This window comes from Undibacterium sp. WLX3042 (assembly GCF_049544825.1).
In the GTDB taxonomy this organism is placed as follows: domain Bacteria; phylum Pseudomonadota; class Gammaproteobacteria; order Burkholderiales; family Burkholderiaceae_D; genus Undibacterium.
Map to the genome: position 1 here is coordinate 2988826 of NZ_CP186698.1, position 18489 is coordinate 3007314.

The 18489-nt window shown below is 50.3% G+C and carries 14 protein-coding genes; 8 read left to right on the forward strand and 6 right to left on the reverse strand.

Features of this window, described 5'->3' with window-relative positions; genetic code table 11:
• Positions 1–5: 5 nt before the first annotated feature.
• Together ACPAOP_RS13480 and smc are read right to left on the reverse strand one after the other, a co-directional pair.
• A complete protein-coding gene (locus ACPAOP_RS13480; protein WP_423708361.1) occupies positions 6–1100 on the reverse strand; it encodes a cell division protein ZipA C-terminal FtsZ-binding domain-containing protein in 1095 nt (364 codons plus the stop codon).
• Positions 1097–4621: a chromosome segregation protein SMC gene (gene smc, locus ACPAOP_RS13485; protein WP_423708362.1), complete on the reverse strand. Its 3525-nt coding sequence runs from the start codon at positions 4619–4621 to the stop codon at positions 1097–1099. Before smc ends, ACPAOP_RS13480 begins: the two co-directional genes overlap by 4 nt.
• Before the next feature lie 382 nt (positions 4622–5003).
• Here smc and dapC point away from each other — a divergent pair, with 382 nt between their 5' ends.
• From dapC to ACPAOP_RS13520, 7 genes are all read left to right on the forward strand, one after another.
• Positions 5004–6230 carry a succinyldiaminopimelate transaminase gene (gene dapC / locus ACPAOP_RS13490; RefSeq protein ID WP_423708363.1) on the forward strand — a complete coding sequence of 409 codons (1227 nt, stop codon included), beginning with the start codon at positions 5004–5006 and terminating at the stop codon, positions 6228–6230.
• An 81-nt stretch (positions 6231–6311) separates the two neighbouring features.
• Entirely contained in the window at positions 6312–7139 is an 828-nt protein-coding gene (gene dapD, locus ACPAOP_RS13495) for a 2,3,4,5-tetrahydropyridine-2,6-dicarboxylate N-succinyltransferase (RefSeq protein ID WP_423708364.1), read from the forward strand.
• 112 nt (positions 7140–7251) lie between these two features.
• Positions 7252–8394 (forward strand): PilT/PilU family type 4a pilus ATPase, encoded by a 1143-nt coding sequence (locus tag ACPAOP_RS13500; protein WP_423708365.1) that lies wholly within the window; start codon positions 7252–7254, stop codon positions 8392–8394.
• A 28-nt stretch (positions 8395–8422) separates the two neighbouring features.
• Entirely contained in the window at positions 8423–8809 is a 387-nt protein-coding gene (locus ACPAOP_RS13505; RefSeq protein WP_423708366.1) for an arsenate reductase, read from the forward strand.
• 2 nt (positions 8810–8811) lie between these two features.
• Positions 8812–9948 (forward strand): succinyl-diaminopimelate desuccinylase, encoded by a 1137-nt coding sequence (gene dapE / locus ACPAOP_RS13510; protein ID WP_423708367.1) that lies wholly within the window; start codon positions 8812–8814, stop codon positions 9946–9948.
• A 95-nt stretch (positions 9949–10043) separates the two neighbouring features.
• Positions 10044–10946, forward strand: a complete 903-nt coding sequence (gene prmB, locus ACPAOP_RS13515) for a 50S ribosomal protein L3 N(5)-glutamine methyltransferase (RefSeq protein WP_423708368.1) — start codon at positions 10044–10046, stop codon at positions 10944–10946.
• A gap of 197 nt (positions 10947–11143) precedes the next feature.
• Positions 11144–13132, forward strand: coding sequence for an ATP-binding cassette domain-containing protein (locus tag ACPAOP_RS13520; RefSeq protein WP_423708369.1), 1989 nt, complete (start codon positions 11144–11146; stop codon positions 13130–13132).
• Between the two features lie 111 nt (positions 13133–13243).
• Here the strand turns inward: ACPAOP_RS13520 and ACPAOP_RS13525 are convergent, their stop codons facing one another.
• Together ACPAOP_RS13525 and ACPAOP_RS13530 are read right to left on the reverse strand one after the other, a co-directional pair.
• A complete protein-coding gene (locus ACPAOP_RS13525) occupies positions 13244–14080 on the reverse strand; it encodes a zinc-dependent peptidase (RefSeq protein ID WP_423708370.1) in 837 nt (278 codons plus the stop codon).
• Positions 14081–14418: 338 nt separating this feature from the next.
• Positions 14419–15057, reverse strand: coding sequence for an NAD(P)H-dependent oxidoreductase (locus tag ACPAOP_RS13530; protein ID WP_423680020.1), 639 nt, complete (start codon positions 15055–15057; stop codon positions 14419–14421).
• A gap of 501 nt (positions 15058–15558) precedes the next feature.
• Between ACPAOP_RS13530 and ACPAOP_RS13535 the strand changes: the two genes are divergently transcribed.
• Complete coding sequence (locus ACPAOP_RS13535) at positions 15559–16671, forward strand: NADH:flavin oxidoreductase/NADH oxidase (RefSeq protein WP_423708371.1); 1113 nt, start codon at positions 15559–15561, stop codon at positions 16669–16671.
• Between the two features lie 125 nt (positions 16672–16796).
• Here the strand turns inward: ACPAOP_RS13535 and ACPAOP_RS13540 are convergent, their stop codons facing one another.
• Positions 16797–17744 (reverse strand): SPFH domain-containing protein, encoded by a 948-nt coding sequence (locus tag ACPAOP_RS13540; protein WP_423708372.1) that lies wholly within the window; start codon positions 17742–17744, stop codon positions 16797–16799.
• Between the two features lie 57 nt (positions 17745–17801).
• Positions 17802–18236: an NfeD family protein gene (locus ACPAOP_RS13545; protein ID WP_423708373.1), complete on the reverse strand. Its 435-nt coding sequence runs from the start codon at positions 18234–18236 to the stop codon at positions 17802–17804.
• Between the last annotated feature and the right edge of the window lie 253 nt (positions 18237–18489).

Sequence of the window (18489 nt, forward strand, 5' to 3'; positions counted from 1 at the left end):
CCAGATTAGCTGAATAAACGCTGAGCACGGACAGAGCCAGCCGGAATCTGTGCTTCTGCCATCGCGGCATAAAATTCGCTGACCTGGCCGGCGATTTCATCTAACGCTGCTTTGGAAATAGGCTGATTACCATCGTCAACAACCGTACCGCCAAGGCGCGTCGCCAGAGAACGGGCGCAGGCTGCCATCGCACCGAAACCGTCGCGCGAAGGTGCGACACAAGGCACATCCAGCAACAAGGTCAGGCGGGATGTCATGGTTTCGCTGACGCTGACATTGGTCGATAACGTGAACAGACTGCCACCGTCGCCGTCCGGCATCATCAGACGACCATCCGGGCGCTGATCGAATCCCATTTTTTCCAATGCGGCGATCAGTGTATTGAGCGCCCACGCCGCACCATTCGCGACGACGTTCACGCTCAATTGCGCATCATGTTCAGCGACAAACTGATGCAGCTCACGTGCATGTAAAATCACCGTGTTCATATCAGGAATATCAGGATGGGCATTCAGATTATCTGCAATCGCACGCAATTTCATGACGAACTCAGAATATTCAAGTTCATTCAGTGCGCCGCTGCGACTGACCATCTGTATGCCGGCGAACAAGCTGGTATAGGCACCGCCAATCGCAATCACATCGCGTTCACCACCAGGGGTCTGACCGATGAAATGCACCGGCTTCTTACCGACAAATTTCAGATCAGCAATCTCTGTAAGGATTTTTTCGCCGCGAACGGGCGTATCAAATTCCAACGGAATTACGCAATCAATCAGCTCATCAACGGGTAAGTCTTTTTCTGCCGGAACGACCGTTGTTGTTTCTTGTGCTTCTGCGCCGGATTCAGTCTCAGTGCTGTCTGGCAGCACCGGCTCGGCAGGGCTTGATGCGGACGTATTTTCATCGACCAGAACAGGCTCATGTCTTTGCGTCACATCTGACGCCAGATCAGGATTGAGCAAAACATCATCCTGTCCGTCATCAAAAGCATTTTCGACCGTTTTCTTGGCTTTGTACTCCTGCCATTTATTAAAAGCGACCACACCAACGACTAAAGTACCGCTGATAGCTAATAAACTTAATTGTAGATCTGTCATGCTGCTTGAGCCTCAGTAGCAAAATTGACGGCAGATTCCATATCCACCGCCACAATTCGGGAAACCCCCTGTTCCTGCATGGTGACACCGATCAGTTGCTGTGCCATTTCCATTGCAATCTTATTGTGGGAGATAAATAAAAACTGGGTATTTGACGACATGCGTTTCACCATATTACAGAAACGCTCGGTATTTGAGTCATCCAAAGGCGCATCCACTTCATCAAGCAAACAGAATGGCGCTGGATTGAGCTGAAACATAGAAAATACCAGCGCGGTCGCTGTCAAGGCTTTTTCACCGCCGGACAGCAGATGTATCGTCGCATTCTTTTTGCCCGGAGGCTGCGCCATCACCTGTACGCCTGAATCCAGAATTTCATCGCCGGTCATGATCAATTTGGCCTGTCCGCCACCGAACAACACCGGGAACAATTCGGCAAAGTGATGATTGACTTTGTCGAAAGTATCCTGCAGCAGTTCGCGCGTTTCCATATCAATCTTCTGGATGGCATCTTGCAATGTGGTGATTGCTTCGGTCAGATCGGCGTGCTGAGCGTCAAGGAAAGTTTTGCGCTCCTTCGCCTGCGCCAGTTCGTCCAGTGCCGCCATATTCACCGCACCCAGCGCAGCAATCGCATTGTTCAAACGCGTCACTTCACCTTGCAGATAGGACGGTTTCAGATCCGGATGCAGTTTCTCTGACAATGCGACCTCGTCAACCTCAAAATTACGCAGTTGCTCTTCGTATTGTTCTTGTGAGAGGCGCGCTGCCTGCTCTTTCAGTTGCAACTCAACGATGCGGTCGCGCTGCGGCTGCAAACCTCGTTCAGTCTGCGCTTTATTATCTTCATATTGCCGCAATTGCTGCGTCAGCTGATCCAGTTCATGTCGCGCATCGGCCAGCGCACGTTCCTGATCACTGCGACGATCCAGCAAATCCTGCAAGCCCGCCTGTGCGGTCTGGTCATCCATCGACTCCAGCTCCAGCTGGCCTTGCTGCATGCTGGCGAATAATTGTGCAGACTGCTCCAGCGCGGTCGCAATATTACGGCGCAGCTCTTCCATTTTGCTGCGATGAGACTTTTCAGCGAAAGCGGCTTCCTGTGCCGCTAGCTCCAGATCACGCAACTGCTGACGCGCCTGATTCAGTTGCTGTTCTTTTTCCAGATACGCCGTTTGTTCTTGTTCATGCGACTCCTGCAATTCAGCCAGCTCCATATCGAGCATTTCGAACTTTTGCTCGGATTCAGCTCTGGCCTGTTGCTGCTCGCTCTCTTGCGCGGCAATTTCAGCCAGATCCGTGCTGATCTGCGTACTCCGCTGATTAAAGCGCTCCTGCACTTCCGCCAGTTTCATGTATTCAATCTGCAGAGTATGCGTCGTTTGAGTCAGCGTTCCGACGCGCTGGCGCAGTTCCTGCAACTGCTGTGTCGCCTGGCTATACATGGTCTCAGCACGTACCGAGCGCGCTTTAGCCTCATCTGCCAGCAGTTGTTTTGCACGGCATTGCTTACTGATATTCTCGATTTCCTGCTGACGTCCAAGCACACCATCCTGCTCGGAATCCGTCGCGTAAAAACGCACGCTGGAACGGGAAATAACGTGCCCCTGCCGTGTGATGAAGACTGCGCCCGGCGGCAACTTCACACGATCGATAAAAGCGGCGGCAACGTCTTCTGCAACATAAACCTGATGCAGCCAATCGTGCATCAGACTGCGCACACCCGCATCGTTAAGCTGTAACAGGCTGATGAAAGGCTTTAATCCGGGGACAGCGACAGGCTGATCGGTCAGAATTTGCGGGCTATATACGGCAAGCTTTGCCGGCGGTGCATCATTAAAAAACGCTTTTGCCCAATCAAGATTGGACATCTCCAGCGAGGAAGTACGCTCACGCAAGACAGATTCCAGCGCCGTTTCCCAGCCTGCTACAATATGTAGTTTCTGCCAGAGTTTAGGTAAGCTCTCGAGCTCGTGCTTTTCCAGCCATGGCTGCACTTTCCCTTGCGTCTGGACTTTTTCCTGTAATTGTTTCAGTGCCAGCAGACGGGCTTCGAGCTGAGCTAATTCAGCGGCATCCTGATTCACCTGTTGCTGCGCCTGTTTGCGCTCTTCTTCGAGCACAGGCAAACGTTCCTGTGTTTCTTCGAGTTGCAGACTCAACTCTTCCAGCATTTGTTTTTTTTCTTCCAGCTGGAAAGACAAATTATCCAGATGACTGGAATCCGGCATCGCCAGGCCCTGTTTTTCTTGAAGCAACCGCTCTTTACGCGATGCCAGCGTATTCAGAATATTGGAAGCATTACGCTGATGCGCGGATTCCAGTTCAATCTGCTGCTGCATCTGCATAATCCGGGCGCGGGATTCGGTCGTTTTCAGTTGCGACTCGCGCCACAACTGCTCCATGGCCGGTAAGGTGTCTTGCTGGGACTGCACAACTTCTGCGGCTTGCTCGGCACGCATCGCCAGTTCTTCAACCTGAATTTCAGCTTCGGAAAGCTCATCTTGCAACTGATGACTCTGACGTTGCCACTGGTCGCGCTGGGCTGTCAGCGAATGAAGCTGAGACTGCAGACGGCTACGTGATTCGATCACAAACTTGATTTGCGCTTCCAGGCTGCCGATTTCCGCGTTCGTCTGATACAGATGTCCCTGTGCCTGATGCATGTGGTCGCCGACTGCATAATGAGCCTGACGCATTTGCTCAAGTTCAAGTTCTACGTGACGCAGCTTAGCAGTCTGCTCCTCGAGGTCGAGCTGTGTTTTTTCTATTTCAGCAAAATATTTTTTCTGTTCATTAGCAGCTTCGTTTTTACGCAACAACCATAATAATTTCTGTTTTTCTTCCTGATCCGATTGCAACTCATGGAATTTATTAGCGACGACCGCCTGCGCTTCGAGTTTTTCCAGATTGTTGTTCAGCTCGCGCAGAATATCTTCGACGCGCACCAGATTTTCATGGGTGTCGTGAATACGGTTTTCAGTTTCACGGCGTCGCTCTTTATAACGTGAGACACCGGCAGCCTCTTCGAGGAAAATGCGTAATTCTTCCGGGCGCGCTTCGATAATCCGCGAAATCATACCCTGACCGATGATCGCATAAGCACGCGGCCCCAGACCAGTGCCGAGGAAAATATCCTGAATGTCACGACGGCGTACCGGCTGGCCGTTGATGTAATAAGTGGAAGTGCCGTCGCGGGTCAGCGTGCGCTTGACAGCAATCTCGCCGTACTGACTCCATTGCCCCGCCGCTTTGCCCAGACTATTATCAAACACCAGTTCGACTGAGGCCCGGCCGGCAGGTTTTCTGTGCGTGGAACCGTTAAAAATGACGTCCTGCATGGATTCGCCACGCAACTCTGATGCTTTTGATTCACCCAGCACCCAGCGCACCGCGTCAATGATGTTGGACTTGCCGCAGCCATTCGGCCCGACGACGCCGACCAACTGACCTGGCACCTGAAAATGAGTGGGTTCAACGAAAGATTTGAACCCCGACAATTTAATAGAAGTTAATCGCACTTAATGAAATATTATTATCGTTTGCAGACAAACCCGTTACTGCGTTCACATTCCCTTCAAAGCAACATCTCATTACCTTGCAGGTACCTGGCTATCAGGCCAGCATCATACCATTTGATCAGTAGAATTTTCATGCATGAAGTTTAAGAAAACGCTAACTTTAGCGTTATTTTGTGAGAATTTTTACAAATTGACCCGGCGAAATATACACAATGCCCGTCTCTGAAGAATCTGGCAAAGGCTATAATACGAAATTCTGTCAACTCACCACCGGTTAGACGTATGTCGGTCATGAGATTGCATATTAAGCCGGGTGGCGGCAGACGCTGCATCATCCAAGACATCAGCCTGAGACACTCCCGTATTGATCACTAATCGAAAAATGCACTTTCATCCCCACCTCGCCAAGTTGCAACCGTATCCTTTTGAGAAACTCAAACGCCTGTTTGCTGACATCAGCCCTAATACGGCTTATACGCCGATCAGCCTTGGCATCGGTGAGCCAAAACATCCTACGCCTGAATTCATCAAACAGGCTCTGATCGCTAATATGGCGGGACTGGCGAGCTATCCGGCGACGGCTGGTTCGGATGCATTGCGTAAGTCGGTTTCGGAATGGGCAGCGCGGCGCTACGCGATTCCTGCGCTCAATCCGGCGACACAGATTTTGCCGGTGAACGGCTCACGGGAAGCCTTGTTTTCGCTGACGCAGACGATCATCAATACGGAAGAATGTCAGGATGGTTTGCCACTGGTGTTGTGTCCGAATCCTTTCTACCAGATTTATGAGGGCGCAGCGTATTTATCCGGCGCAGAACCGTATTTCGCGAATGCGGATCCGCAACGCAATTTTGCCCCGGATTACAAAAGCATTTCCGAAGACATCTGGAAGCGCGTGCAGTTATTGTTTATCTGTTCCCCGGGCAATCCTACCGGTGCCGTGCTGAATCTGGATGACTGGAAAGAATTATTTGAGCTGTCAGACCGCTATGGTTTTGTGATTGCGGCCGACGAATGTTATTCCGAGATTTATTTTAAGGAAGAAGCACCTTTAGGTAGCTTGCAGGCGGCCCAGCTACTGGGACGCCCAGACTATCAACGACTGATCACTTTATCGAGTTTATCGAAACGCTCCAACGTTCCGGGTATGCGTTCCGGTTTTGTTGCCGGCGATGCGGAAATCATTAAAAAATTCCTGCTGTATCGCACCTATCACGGCAGTGCAATGAGCCCAATGATACAAGCCGCATCGATAGAAGCGTGGAATGATGAAACCCATGTTGAAGAAAACCGCGCCAAGTACGTCAAAAAATTTGCCCAGATCACACCACTGTTGCAAGAAGTGCTGGATGTGCAGTTACCCGATGCCGCCTTTTATTTGTGGGCCAAAGTTGATCACCTGAATGGGATCAGCGACACCGAATTCGCACGGCGCTTATACCAACAATATAATGTGACGGTACTGCCGGGCAGTTATCTCGCCCGCGAAGCGCATGGCATTAATCCGGGACAAAACCGCATACGGATGGCGCTGGTTGCTGAAGTTGACGAATGTCTGGAAGCAGCGCAACGCATCGTCGCATTTTGCAAAAACCTGCGCGACGAATAATACTGAACACAGCAGATACATAAATTCAGACATATTTTTTAAAATTTTCACCTTAATTCATTTATTTAAAAGAAAATCACCATGACACAACAATTACAGCAAATCATCGACCAGGCGTGGGAAAACCGCGTTGACTTTTCACCAAAATCTGCGCCCACAGAAGTCCGCGATGCTGTTGCGCACGTACTGAGCGAACTGGATGCCGGCAGTCTGCGCGTTGCGCAAAAAATCGATGGTCAATGGCATGTCAATCAATGGATCAAAAAAGCGGTATTACTGTCGTTCCGTCTGGAAGATAACATCTGTATGCCTTCTGGCGAACACATGCAGTTCTTCGACAAGGTACCGACCAAGTTTGCGAATTACACAGCCGAAGATTTCGCTAAAGGCGGCTTCCGCGTCGTACCCCCAGCAGTTGCCCGTCGCGGCAGCTTCATTGCTAAAAACGTGGTGCTGATGCCATCGTATGTGAATATTGGTGCATATGTCGATGAAGGCGCAATGGTCGATACCTGGGCAACCGTCGGTTCCTGCGCACAGATCGGTAAAAACGTGCATTTATCCGGTGGTGTCGGCATTGGTGGCGTACTGGAGCCTATGCAGGCCAACCCTACTATTATCGAAGACAATTGCTTCATCGGCGCCCGCTCTGAAATCGTCGAAGGCGTGATCGTCGAAGAAAATTCCGTGATCTCCATGGGTGTGTATATCGGCCAGTCAACCAAGATTTATGACCGCGCCACTGGCGAAGTCAGTTATGGTCGCATCCCTTCCGGTTCTGTTGTTGTTTCCGGCAGCCTGCCGTCGGCGGATGGTAAATACAGTTTGTATTGCGCAGTGATCGTCAAACGCGTTGATGCACAGACCCGCTCCAAAACCAGCATCAATGAATTATTGCGCGGTGCTTAATTCGTTGACGGACTGACTAATAAACAGGTTTGAGTCTTATTATTCATTGAACGAAGAAATTAGCCGGATCACGATGTGGTCCGGCTAATTTACTCTCAGAAAAGGAATCATCATGGCGGCAATGGAGCGTTTATTTCAATTGATGAAAGAAAAACATGCGTCAGACATGTTTTTTGCCATCAATTCTCCCGTGCATCTGAAGATTAACGGCAACCTGCTGCCAATTAATCAGCAGAGAATGGATCAGGCAAATATTCTGTCTTTGCTGGCAGAAGTGGTATCGGCGGAACACCTCGCGACCCTCGAACGGGATAATGAGCTCAACATCGGTATCGGTGCGCCCGGTATCGGTCGTTTCCGTCTTTCTGCTTTTCGCCAGCGCGGTTCTTTTTCCGCTGTATTCCGTTTCGTTCCGGGAAATATCCCTGCCCTGAACACCCTGAATTTACCGCCAGTCTTGCCTGAACTGATCATGGAAAAGCGCGGTCTGATTCTGGTTGTCGGCGCCACAGGTTCGGGTAAATCAACCACGATTGCCTCGATGCTCGATTACCGTAATGAAATCAAGACGGGTCACATTCTGACTATCGAAGACCCTATCGAATATCTGTTCCACAGTAAAAAATCTATCGTCAATCAACGCGAGGTCGGTACCGATTCTGAGAGTCTTGAAACCGCATTGAGAAACTCATTACGCCAGGCGCCGGATTGCATCCTGATCGGGGAAATCCGCGATCTGAATACCATGATGTCGGCGATCGCCTATGCGCAGTCCGGCCATCTGGTACTGGCGACCTTGCATGCAAACAATAGTTATCAGGCGCTGAACCGTATCATCAGTTTCTTCCCTATGGAAAACCGTTCAGCCTTATTGCTGGATCTGGCCTCCTCTATCCGCGCGATTATTTCTCAACGCCTGATACGCTCGACTGATGGCGGCCGCTGCCCTGCCATCGAAATCATGCTCAATTCCCGTTATGTTTCCGAGCTGATAGAAAAAGGCGATATTTTCCAGATCAAAGAAGCGATAGAAAAAAGCTTGTCGCCGGGTTCACAAACCTTCGAGCTGGCATTAATGAAACTGATCAAACAGGGGCTGATCACAAAAGAAGAAGGTCTGGCGAATGCGGACTCTGCCAACAACTTGTTATGGCTGCTGAATAATGATGTTTCCTGCACCCCGCAGCCCCAACCTGAACCAGAACCGGAAGTCAGAGAAGAAGCCTCGTTTACCGAATTCACTCTGAATGCATAACATTACCGATCAGCCCTGTAAAAACGACATGACACGAAACAATACATATTCCGTCACAGTCTTTGGCATTCCGAATTGCGACACCGTGAAAAAATCGCGTGTCTGGCTGCAAGAGCACGCGATTGATTTTGTTTTCCATGACTTTAAAAAACAAGGTCTGGATCAACACACGATAGAACAGTGGTTGCAGCATCTGAGTCTGGACATACTGATCAACCGCAAAGGCACCACCTGGCGTGCACTGAATGATGAACAAAAAGCCGCCGCCAGCGATCAGGAGCGGGCGATTGCTCTGATGTTGAACCAGCCATCGCTGATCAAGCGCCCGGTACTGCAAATCAGTCAGGGGCAGCAGATACAACATATATCGGTTGGTTTTTCCGTCGCACAGTTTGAAGGTATTTTTAAAAAATAATGATGAGTAAAACCCTTGCCCTTACAGAACAACTGATCGCTCTCGATTCAGTGACACCTGAAGATAAAGGTTGTCAGCGCACGCTGATTTCCCTGCTGGAACCGCTCGGCTTCCATTGCGAAACGATACAATCCGGTGACGTCACCAACCTCTGGGCACGCCGTGGCACTACGCAGCCATTGGTCGTCTTCGCTGGCCATACCGACGTTGTGCCGACCGGTCCGGTCGCGCAATGGCAATCGGCACCGTTCACGCCCACCCATCGCGATGGAAAATTGTATGGGCGCGGCGCAGCCGATATGAAAACCTCGATTGCCGCTTTTGTGGTCGCAACAGAAGAGTTCATCGCCGCGCACCCTGATCATCAGGGCTCAATTGGTTTTCTGATCACCAGCGATGAAGAAGGCCCGGCCACGGATGGCACGGTTGTCGTCTGCGAGCAGCTCAAAGCACGTGGTGAACAGCTCGATTACTGCATCGTCGGCGAACCAACCTCGGTCGATGTACTGGGCGATACCATTAAAAATGGCCGCCGTGGCACGATGTCGGGAAAACTGACCATCAAAGGGGTGCAAGGTCACATCGCTTATCCGCAACTGGCGAAAAACCCTATCCATCTGTTCGCGCCGGCGATGGCAGAACTGGTCGCAGAAGTCTGGGATGAAGGCAATGAATATTACCTGCCAACTTCGTGGCAAATGTCGAACATCCACTCTGGCACTGGAGCATCGAATGTAATTCCGGGTGACGCTGTCATCGATTTCAATTTCCGTTTCTGCACTGCCAGCACCGCAGAAAGCCTGCAACAAAGGGTGCACGCGATTCTCGACAAACATGGTCTCAACTACGATCTGAAATGGACTATCGGCGGCCATCCCTTCCTGACACCGAAAGGCAGTCTGAGCGATGCACTGGCGGATGCGATTCGTGCCGAAATGGGCGTAGAAACTGAATTATCGACGACCGGCGGCACTTCCGATGGCCGTTTCATTGCCAAAATTTGCCCGCAAGTGGTAGAGTTCGGGCCGCCGAATGCCAGCATTCATAAAATCGATGAGCACGTAGAATTACGCTACATCGACCCGTTGAAAAATATTTACCGCCGTACTTTAGAAAATCTGCTGAATAAGCCTCAGTAAAACCGGCAGAAAATCGCACCATAAACGCCGCAAACCGCCAGAATCCGCCCTTCTCAAGACAGCATTCCGGCGACGCGGCGATAAGAAAGAATCCTATGACGACACCCGCCACAACTTTTAAAACCCTGCGCGATTTATTGCGTTATGCAGTCAGCCGCTTCACCAAAGAACAACTGTTTTTTGGTCACGGTAGTGCCAATGCGCTGGACGAAGCCGCCTATCTGTTGCTGCATACGCTGCACTTGCCACTGGATAAAATTGAACCGTTTTTAGATGCTAATTTACTGACCTCTGAAATCGATGCGGCTCTGCGTGTGATTGAGCGTCGTGCGACTGACCGCGTACCCGCCTCCTATCTGACCAATGAAGCATGGCTGGGCACGTATAATTTCTACGTCGATGAGCGTGTGATTGTGCCGCGTTCTTTCATCGCTGAATTAATCCCGGATCACTTTTCGCCATGGGTCAGCGATCCCGACAATATCAGCAACATACTTGAACTCTGCACCGGTTCAGGTTGCCTGTCGATTATGCTGGCAGACATGTTCCAGAATGCGCATGTCGATGCAGTGGATATTTCTGCCGATGCGCTGGCCGTCGCTGAACGCAATGTCAGCAAATATGAATTGCAGGACCGCATCTCGCTGATAGAGTCCGATCTGTATACCAATGTGCCGGATAAAAAATATGATCTGATCATCACGAATCCACCGTATGTGAATTCCGGCTCTATGCGTCAGTTGCCGAAAGAATACCTGCATGAGCCGCAAATCGCACTGGCTGGTGGCGATGACGGCATGGATCTGGTGCGCAAAATTGTCGCCGGCGCCGCGCAACGCCTGACGAAAAATGGTTTGCTGATGGTGGAAATCGGCAATGAACGTGCGTTTGCCGAAGCTGCTTTTGCCGGTATGAATATGACCTGGTTATCGACCAGTGCTGGCGACGACATGGTGTTTCTGGTCGAAGCGCGCGATCTGGCGTCATTTGCCGCCTGATACTGGTACAGGCGGCAGCAATTACAATGACATCGCACCAATACCGCATCTGAGTCATAACGAGGGTGAAAAGCGGATAAAGTATTTTTTACCTGCTTTTCGCCTTAAATATACTCCCCCGGAGTATATTTAAAAACCCTTTATTTACGATGACAATCACAGCAAAAAGCAACATACTCCCCTTATTTTAAGTTTATATGATACGTTTGCAGCAAGTCGTTCTCGCCCGTGGCACCAAGCCTTTATTCGATAGCGTCGATGTCACGCTTAATCCCGGCGACAAAATCGGCCTGATCGGTTCCAATGGCGCAGGCAAATCCAGTTTGTTTGCGATGTTACGCGGCGAGCTGCATCCGGATCAGGGCAGCATAGAATTTCCCGCCAAATGGCAACTCGCCCACGTCGCGCAGGAAACCCCGCCACTCGAACGCAGTGCAATTGATTACGCGATTGATGGCGATGTCACACTGCGCAAACTTGAAGCCGAATTAGCCGCACTCGAAGCCCAGCCAGAGAGCCACGATAATGGCATTGCCATCGGCAATTTATATGGTGCGCTGGCAGATGCGGATGCCTACACCGTGCGCTCACGTGCCGAGCAATTACTGATCGGCCTCGGTTTCAAACCTGAGCAACTCGAAGAATCCGTCGCCAGTTTTTCCGGTGGCTGGCGTATGCGTCTCAATCTGGCGCAGGCACTGATGTGCAAATCCGATTTACTGCTGCTCGATGAACCGACCAACCACCTGGATCTCGATGCCATCATCTGGCTTGAAGACTGGCTGAAGCGCTATCCCGGCACGCTGATCATCATTTCACATGATCGCGATTTTCTGGATGGTGTCGTCAATGTGATCGTGCATATCGATGATCGCAAACTGAAACGCTATTCCGGTAACTATTCGGCGTTCGAACGTCAGCGTGCGGCGCAAATGATACTGGCTGCCAGCGCGATAGAAAAACAAAACCGCAAGCGCGCTCATCTGGAATCGTTCATCAGCCGTTTTGCCGCCAAAGCCTCCAAGGCCAAACAGGCGCAAAGCCGGATTAAAGCGCTGGCAAAAATGGAAGAGATTGCGCCTTTACGTGCGGCTGCCGAATTTTCATTTGAATTCCGCGAACCACTCAGCGCGCCGAATCCTATGCTGGTGATGGAAGATGTCGATTGCGGTTATCGCATCGAATCCGCCACAGATCATAGTTTCACAGAAAAGTGCATCGTCAGCGGCGTGAAATTTTCTCTGCAAATCGGTCAGCGCATCGGACTGCTCGGGGTGAATGGTGCTGGTAAATCGACGCTGATCAAAACCATCGTTGGTGATATTCCACCATTGCGCGGTACGATGCAAACAGGCAAAGGTTTATCGATCGGCTATTTCGCCCAGCACCAGGTTGAAATGCTGCGCCACGACGAATCGCCGTTATGGCATCTGGCGCATATTGCACCGGACGTGCGCGAACAGGAATTGCGTAATTTCCTCGGTGGTTTCAACTTCCCCGGCACCATGGTCACCAGCCCGATCAAACCATTTTCCGGCGGAGAAAAAGCCCGGCTGGCACTGGCCATGATCGTCTGGCAACGCCCTAACCTGCTGCTGCTCGATGAACCGACCAACCATCTGGATCTGGAAACCCGCGAAGCGCTGACCGAAGCGCTGGCGCAGTTTGAAGGTACGCTGGTCGTGGTGTCACATGACCGGCATTTGCTGCGCGCAACGACTGACGAATTCATCATCGTCGCCGATGGCAAACTGCAGCCATTCGATGGCGATCTGGACGACTATAAAGACTGGCTGTTTAAAAACAAACTGGAAAACGCTGCAACATCAGCGGCATTACCGCAAAAAGAAAAGAAAGAAACCAGTCTGCCACTCACCAAATCGATACCGGTTGCGAAGGTCGATGATAAGGAACAGCGCCGCCGTGATGCTGAGGAACGTCAGCGCCTGGCCAGTCTGCGTAAGCCTATCGAAGCCAGGATCAAACGCCTGGAAGACGAAATGAGCAAGCTCAACAGTAAAAAGAAAGACATCGATGCGCAGCTCGAAGACAGCGATATTTACAGCGATGCGAACAAGGAAAAGCTGAAAACCTTGCTGCTGGATCAGGCGTATCTGGTGAAAGAATTATCCCAGATCGAAGCGGACTGGCTGGAGCAGCAGGAGTTACTCGAAGCCGCCGTTTAAGTTTGTTGAAAGTGAATTTCTCCGTGACTTTAAAACATGATTGAAGTCATAAATAAAAAGGGACGTACAGCACGTCCCTTTTTATATGCTGCGACCAGACCTGCATAGCCATCAAACCCACTCGCGCGGATCAACGCAGTAATAGCTTTTCAATTGCGCAAACAAAGCAGGATGATGCGCAGCCAGTGCCGCACTTTTCTTAAAAAAGGCTTCAGTGGTAACGGCAAAAAACTCTGCCGGGTTCGTCGCACCGTAAGGATCAATCACCTCGGGATACGGTTGCCAGTGTTGATCATGAACGTGGTGATGCACCGATAACGCTTGTTGTAAGCGATTGAACTCGGCTGTCATTACTTGCGACCAGGCCTGATATGCCGCTGCCGTGGGCAATGCCGGCGCACCATTCGTACTGCCGGTTTCGCTATCGAGCTGGTGTGCAAATTCGTGCAACACTACGTCTTGCCCGCGCGCTTCCGTCGCGGCATTATGCGCAGCCTGATCCCAGGCCAGAATCACGCGACCATCACTCCATGATTCGCCGCTGAGCCCCTGATTCGTATGCGTGACGACCCCGTCTGCATGCATCTCTTTGCGCGGTGGGACAAATGCCGACGGATACACCAGCACATGCGTTAATTGCGGATACACTTCCGATGCACGATTTAACAAAAGCAAACAGGCTTTACCAGCAATCGTCACTCTGATCTCATCGGTAATATCGAGACCATCGCAGCCGACAAAGGTCTTCTGATATAAAAACTGACGAATCCGGCGCTTCAACTGCATCTGCAAATCGGTCGGCATGTGCTTGTATGCAGGCAAATTTTTACGCAGAATTTTTGAATAATTCAAAGGAAACGCCCGCGACAATACATAGCGCAGCCGGGCGCGCGGCGCAACGAATACGCCCAGAATCACTGCCATCGTAATAAATAACAACCACCCCATCTCCACGCTCCATTTCATTCATTGTCATCTCTGGCGACCAATACGAGTCAGACCACACTCACAGAACGTGATTGCATGCGAATTGCCTGTCACAGCAAATGGGCATGACCAGGGAGAAGTCAAGTGTCGGGTTTATTTCCCGGAATGGTAAGTATACGGCTTTGATGGAGTGCAGAAAGCTCGATCTGATATCAGCGCATCACCCATACTGCGACGCCAAGTAGTCGCAATCGACATCAGTTTTTACAATAGACAAAAAAAGCTACGATGAAAATCGCAGCTTTTTTTATTTCATCCGCATGCTTTTCGCAGTTATGCAGACGATCCGTCAAACAGTATTATTTGACTTCAGTGACAAATTTCGCAATCGGACGACGGACTTTTTTCAGATTGACTAACCAGTCTTTGTCTTCTTCGCGATAGCCCAATGGCAGGATCACGACGCTGCGCAGGCCTTTAGCACGCAGACCGAGAATCTCATCCAGCGCGGCTGGATCAAAACCTTCCATCGGTGTGCAATCAACTTGTTCTTCGGCGGCTGCAACCAGTGCAGTACCCAGGCCAATATAAGCCTGACGTGCAGCATGCTGGAAGTTCGTTTCTGCATCACGCGCAGGGTAAGTGGACAGCAGCATGTTGCGATAGTTTTCCCATCCTTCGTTTTTGAATCCGCGCTCATCATTGGTCAGATCAAACATCATGTTGATGCGCTCGACTGTGTAGTTATCCCATGCGGCAAACACCAGCAAGTGTGAGCCTTCTGTGATTTGTGCCTGATTCCAGCCGATGGCTTTGATTTTTTCGCGGATTTCAGCATTCGTCACCACCAGCACTTCGTAAGGCTGCAAACCACTGGAAGTTGCGGTCAGGCGGATCGCTTCAAGAATACGGTCCACTTTTTCTTGTGGTACCGCTTTGGCTGGGTTCATTTTTTTGGTCGCATAGCGCCATTTCAGTTTTTGAATTAAATCGGACATTACTGGCTTTCGATAAGAGATTAATCTTGATCAGATCTGATTTTTCATCGCACGTAGTAACCCGTTGCAACGGAACATTCGTTCTGATTAGGACTACTATATCAGGTTGCGCCATTTGTTTCACAAGAGGGCTTTTTTCGCCCCATTGCAAAAATCTGAACGAGAGCATCGTTAGCGATAGCGCCGATATTTTTTATAGAAAACACATTTTTTGGGGAGTATATGGCTTTTTACCCCATAACCGCCTTGATAAATAAGGTGCTATAAAAATACTCCCCTGGAGTATTTTTAAACGTTATAAGCTACTTCTGACGCTTTTTCATTGCTCAGCACAAATAATTTTCGGCGGCATACCGACCACAAAAAAGCTGCTGCCAGCAGTTTCATTGATCTTTCGGCATAATGGCTACTGATGATTTACAGTTCGGGCTACCGTTGTCTTGGCCTTGAATTCCTTTTTACACATCCACTTGTTTTCTTTTTTTGCCTGGGATCTAAAAAATGAGCATCCTCTTTTCTCCGTTCAAACTCGGCAACCTCACTCTTAAAAACCGCATCATCATTGCGCCTATGTGCCAGTATTCCGCTGTTGATGGCATGGTGAGTGACTGGCATCTGATGCATCTTGGCAGCCTTGCCACTTCCGGCGCAGGCATGCTGATTATCGAAGCAACCGCAGTTGAACCTGCGGGACGCATTTCGCCCTACGATGTCGGTCTGTGGTCAGATGCAACAGAAGCCGCGCTAGGCAAAGTTTTACAGTCTGTACGTCAATATTCGGCGATGCCTATCGCTGTACAACTGGCGCATGCCGGCAGAAAAGCATCCAGCCAACGCCCTTGGGATGGCGGCCAGTTAATTGCCGAAGCGGATGGTGGCTGGCAAACCGTTTCAGCGTCGGCGATTCCGCACAACACCAAAGAAGCAGCACCGCTGGCGCTGGATGCGGCTGGATTAGAACGCGTCAAACAGGCATTTGTTGATGCGGCCAAACGGGCACACCGCCTGGGCATTGATGCGATCGAATTACATGCCGCGCACGGTTATCTGATGCATCAGTTTTTATCGCCGTTATCGAATCAACGTACAGACCAATATGGCGGCAGCCTCGAAAACCGTTTGCGTTTCCCATTAGAGATTTTTGATGCGGTCAAAGCAGCGCTGCCGGATGACTACACACTGGGCATACGGATTTCGGCCAGCGACTGGGTTGACGGCGGCTGGGATGTCGCGCAAAGCAGCGTCTTTGCCAAAGAATTAGAGCAACGTGGCTGCGCATTCATACATGTATCCAGTGGCGGTCTCTCGCCTTTACAACAGATTCCGCTGGAACCCGGTTATCAGGTGCATTTTGCAGAGGCGATCAAAAAAGTGACTTCGATGCCGGTGATCGCGGTCGGCCTGATTACGGAATCTGAACACGCGGAAGATATTCTGAAACAAGGACAAGCTGACATGATCGGTATTGCCCGTGGCATCCTGTATGACCCGCACTGGCCGTGGCACGCAGCGGCAAAGCTGGGGGCAAGCGTCGATGTGCCACCGCAATACTGGCGTTCACAACCACGAGAATACAAAAATCTGTTTGGAGAAACCCGCATGGGTGGCCGCTGAAACGACTCTGTCATAAAAAAAGGACTGTCTATGCTGAGGACAGTCCTTTTTAATTCAGGATGCAAACGCGGCGCTTGTCATTGAGCAGTACCGCCGTACTGAATCACTACTGCTGATAGCTGATCTTATACCGGACGACGCGGCGCATCGACTGCCGCTGTTTTTTGTGATTTCACGACTTGCATCGCTGTCGCGATTAATCCACTCATATCACCCAGATTCGCTGGCACGATAATCGAATTATTCGTCTTCGCCAGATTACCGAATGCGCCGACATATTGTTCTGCCACTTTCAGATTTACAGCATCGGCACCACCGGGTTCCTGTATCGCTGCAGCCGTTTTACGGATCGCTTCGGCACTCGCTTCTGCAATCGCCAGAATCGCCGCCGCCTGACCTTGAGCACGGTTAATCGATGCCTGCATCTCACCTTCCGATTTCGCGATCGACGCTTCACGCTCACCCGTTGCGATATTGATCTGCTCTTGCTTGCGGCCTTCAGATGCTGCAATCAGTGCGCGCTTTTCACGTTCAGCCGTAATTTGTGCCTGCATCGCATGCAGAATTTCTTTCGGCGGCGTCAGATCTTTGATTTCATAACGTAAGACTTTCACGCCCCAGTTAGCCGCAGACTCATCAATGGCGCTGACGATCGTGGTATTGATGTGATCACGCTCTTCAAAGGTTTTATCGAGCTCCATCTTACCGATCACCGAACGCAAGGTCGTTTGCGCTAACTGGGTAATCGCAGCGATGTAATTGGAGGAGCCGTACGAAGCACGCATCGCATCGGTAATCTGAAAATACAGAATACCATCCACCTGGAGCTGCGTATTGTCTTTGGTGATACACACTTGCGGTGGCACATCCAGCGGGATTTCTTTGAGTACGTGTTTATACGCAATGCGATCAATGAAAGGCACGACGATATTCAGCCCCGGCCCCAGCGTAGTGTGATATTTACCCAAACGTTCGACCACCCATGCGTGCTGCTGGGGCACAACATTAATTGTTTTGATCACAAACACAATCGCCAGCACCAACAGCACCAGAGCTACGCTACCTATTTCCATAGAGCCACCTTGTTTTTATTAAAAATTCACTAAAAAAGTCTGTAATTTCTGCACTGCTTACGCAGGCTTCACTATCAGACGACTGCCCTGCACTTCGTCAATCACATACATCCCAGGATAACCAGCAGAGTGCTGCAACTCCACATCCCACATTGCACCACGATACATCGCGCGCGCTGTGTACTTGCCATTTCCCTGCTCCTGCCAGTCCTGCACCTGCAATGTCTGGCCAATATCCATATTCACGTTCGGATCGTACGCAGCATTCTTGTTTCCTTTCCAGCCGTATTTGCTGTTGTGTAATGCCAGTGTCGCCAGGCTGCCTACCAGCGCAGCGATTATCATCTGCGATGACGTTGACAGTGTGAAAACAGCAGCAATTGCACCTGCTGCCAGCCCGACAGAAATCATCAGCAGATAAAAAGTGCCGGTAAATAATTCAAGTATGACGACCAGTCCGGCAATGACGGCCCACATCATCCATGGATTCATTTTTTCTTATCTCCTTTTTTTATTCGAAAGTGATTGCTGTTCTGTTAAGGCATTGCATTGTGATTTAATACAATAAAAGAAACATCGGTAATATACATGATAATTTACCCATAAAAAAAAGCCCTTGCAGGCAGACGATGGCAAGGGCTTTTTTAAAGATCAGTGCGAAGTTGATTCATTGTATTTATCCAGCCTGTGATGCATCAGGGCTCAGTCAAAGACAAACAAAGGGCAACACAAAAAAACGCGAGAG

Excerpts from the sequence above, each read along its gene's own strand:
- ACPAOP_RS13480 (WP_423708361.1), bottom strand. The coding sequence starts at position 1,100 with ATGACAGATCTACAATTAAGTTTATTAGCTATCAGCGGTACTTTAGTC.
- dapC (WP_423708363.1), top strand. The coding sequence starts at position 5,004 with ATGCACTTTCATCCCCACCTCGCCAAGTTGCAACCGTATCCTTTTGAG.
- dapD (WP_423708364.1), top strand. The coding sequence starts at position 6,312 with ATGACACAACAATTACAGCAAATCATCGACCAGGCGTGGGAAAACCGC.
- ACPAOP_RS13500 (WP_423708365.1), top strand. The coding sequence starts at position 7,252 with ATGGCGGCAATGGAGCGTTTATTTCAATTGATGAAAGAAAAACATGCG.
- ACPAOP_RS13505 (WP_423708366.1), top strand. The coding sequence starts at position 8,423 with ATGACACGAAACAATACATATTCCGTCACAGTCTTTGGCATTCCGAAT.
- dapE (WP_423708367.1), top strand. The coding sequence starts at position 8,812 with ATGAGTAAAACCCTTGCCCTTACAGAACAACTGATCGCTCTCGATTCA.
- prmB (WP_423708368.1), top strand. The coding sequence starts at position 10,044 with ATGACGACACCCGCCACAACTTTTAAAACCCTGCGCGATTTATTGCGT.
- ACPAOP_RS13520 (WP_423708369.1), top strand. The coding sequence starts at position 11,144 with ATGATACGTTTGCAGCAAGTCGTTCTCGCCCGTGGCACCAAGCCTTTA.
- ACPAOP_RS13525 (WP_423708370.1), bottom strand. The coding sequence starts at position 14,080 with ATGGGGTGGTTGTTATTTATTACGATGGCAGTGATTCTGGGCGTATTC.
- ACPAOP_RS13530 (WP_423680020.1), bottom strand. The coding sequence starts at position 15,057 with ATGTCCGATTTAATTCAAAAACTGAAATGGCGCTATGCGACCAAAAAA.
- ACPAOP_RS13535 (WP_423708371.1), top strand. The coding sequence starts at position 15,559 with ATGAGCATCCTCTTTTCTCCGTTCAAACTCGGCAACCTCACTCTTAAA.
- ACPAOP_RS13540 (WP_423708372.1), bottom strand. The coding sequence starts at position 17,744 with ATGGAAATAGGTAGCGTAGCTCTGGTGCTGTTGGTGCTGGCGATTGTG.
- ACPAOP_RS13545 (WP_423708373.1), bottom strand. The coding sequence starts at position 18,236 with ATGAATCCATGGATGATGTGGGCCGTCATTGCCGGACTGGTCGTCATA.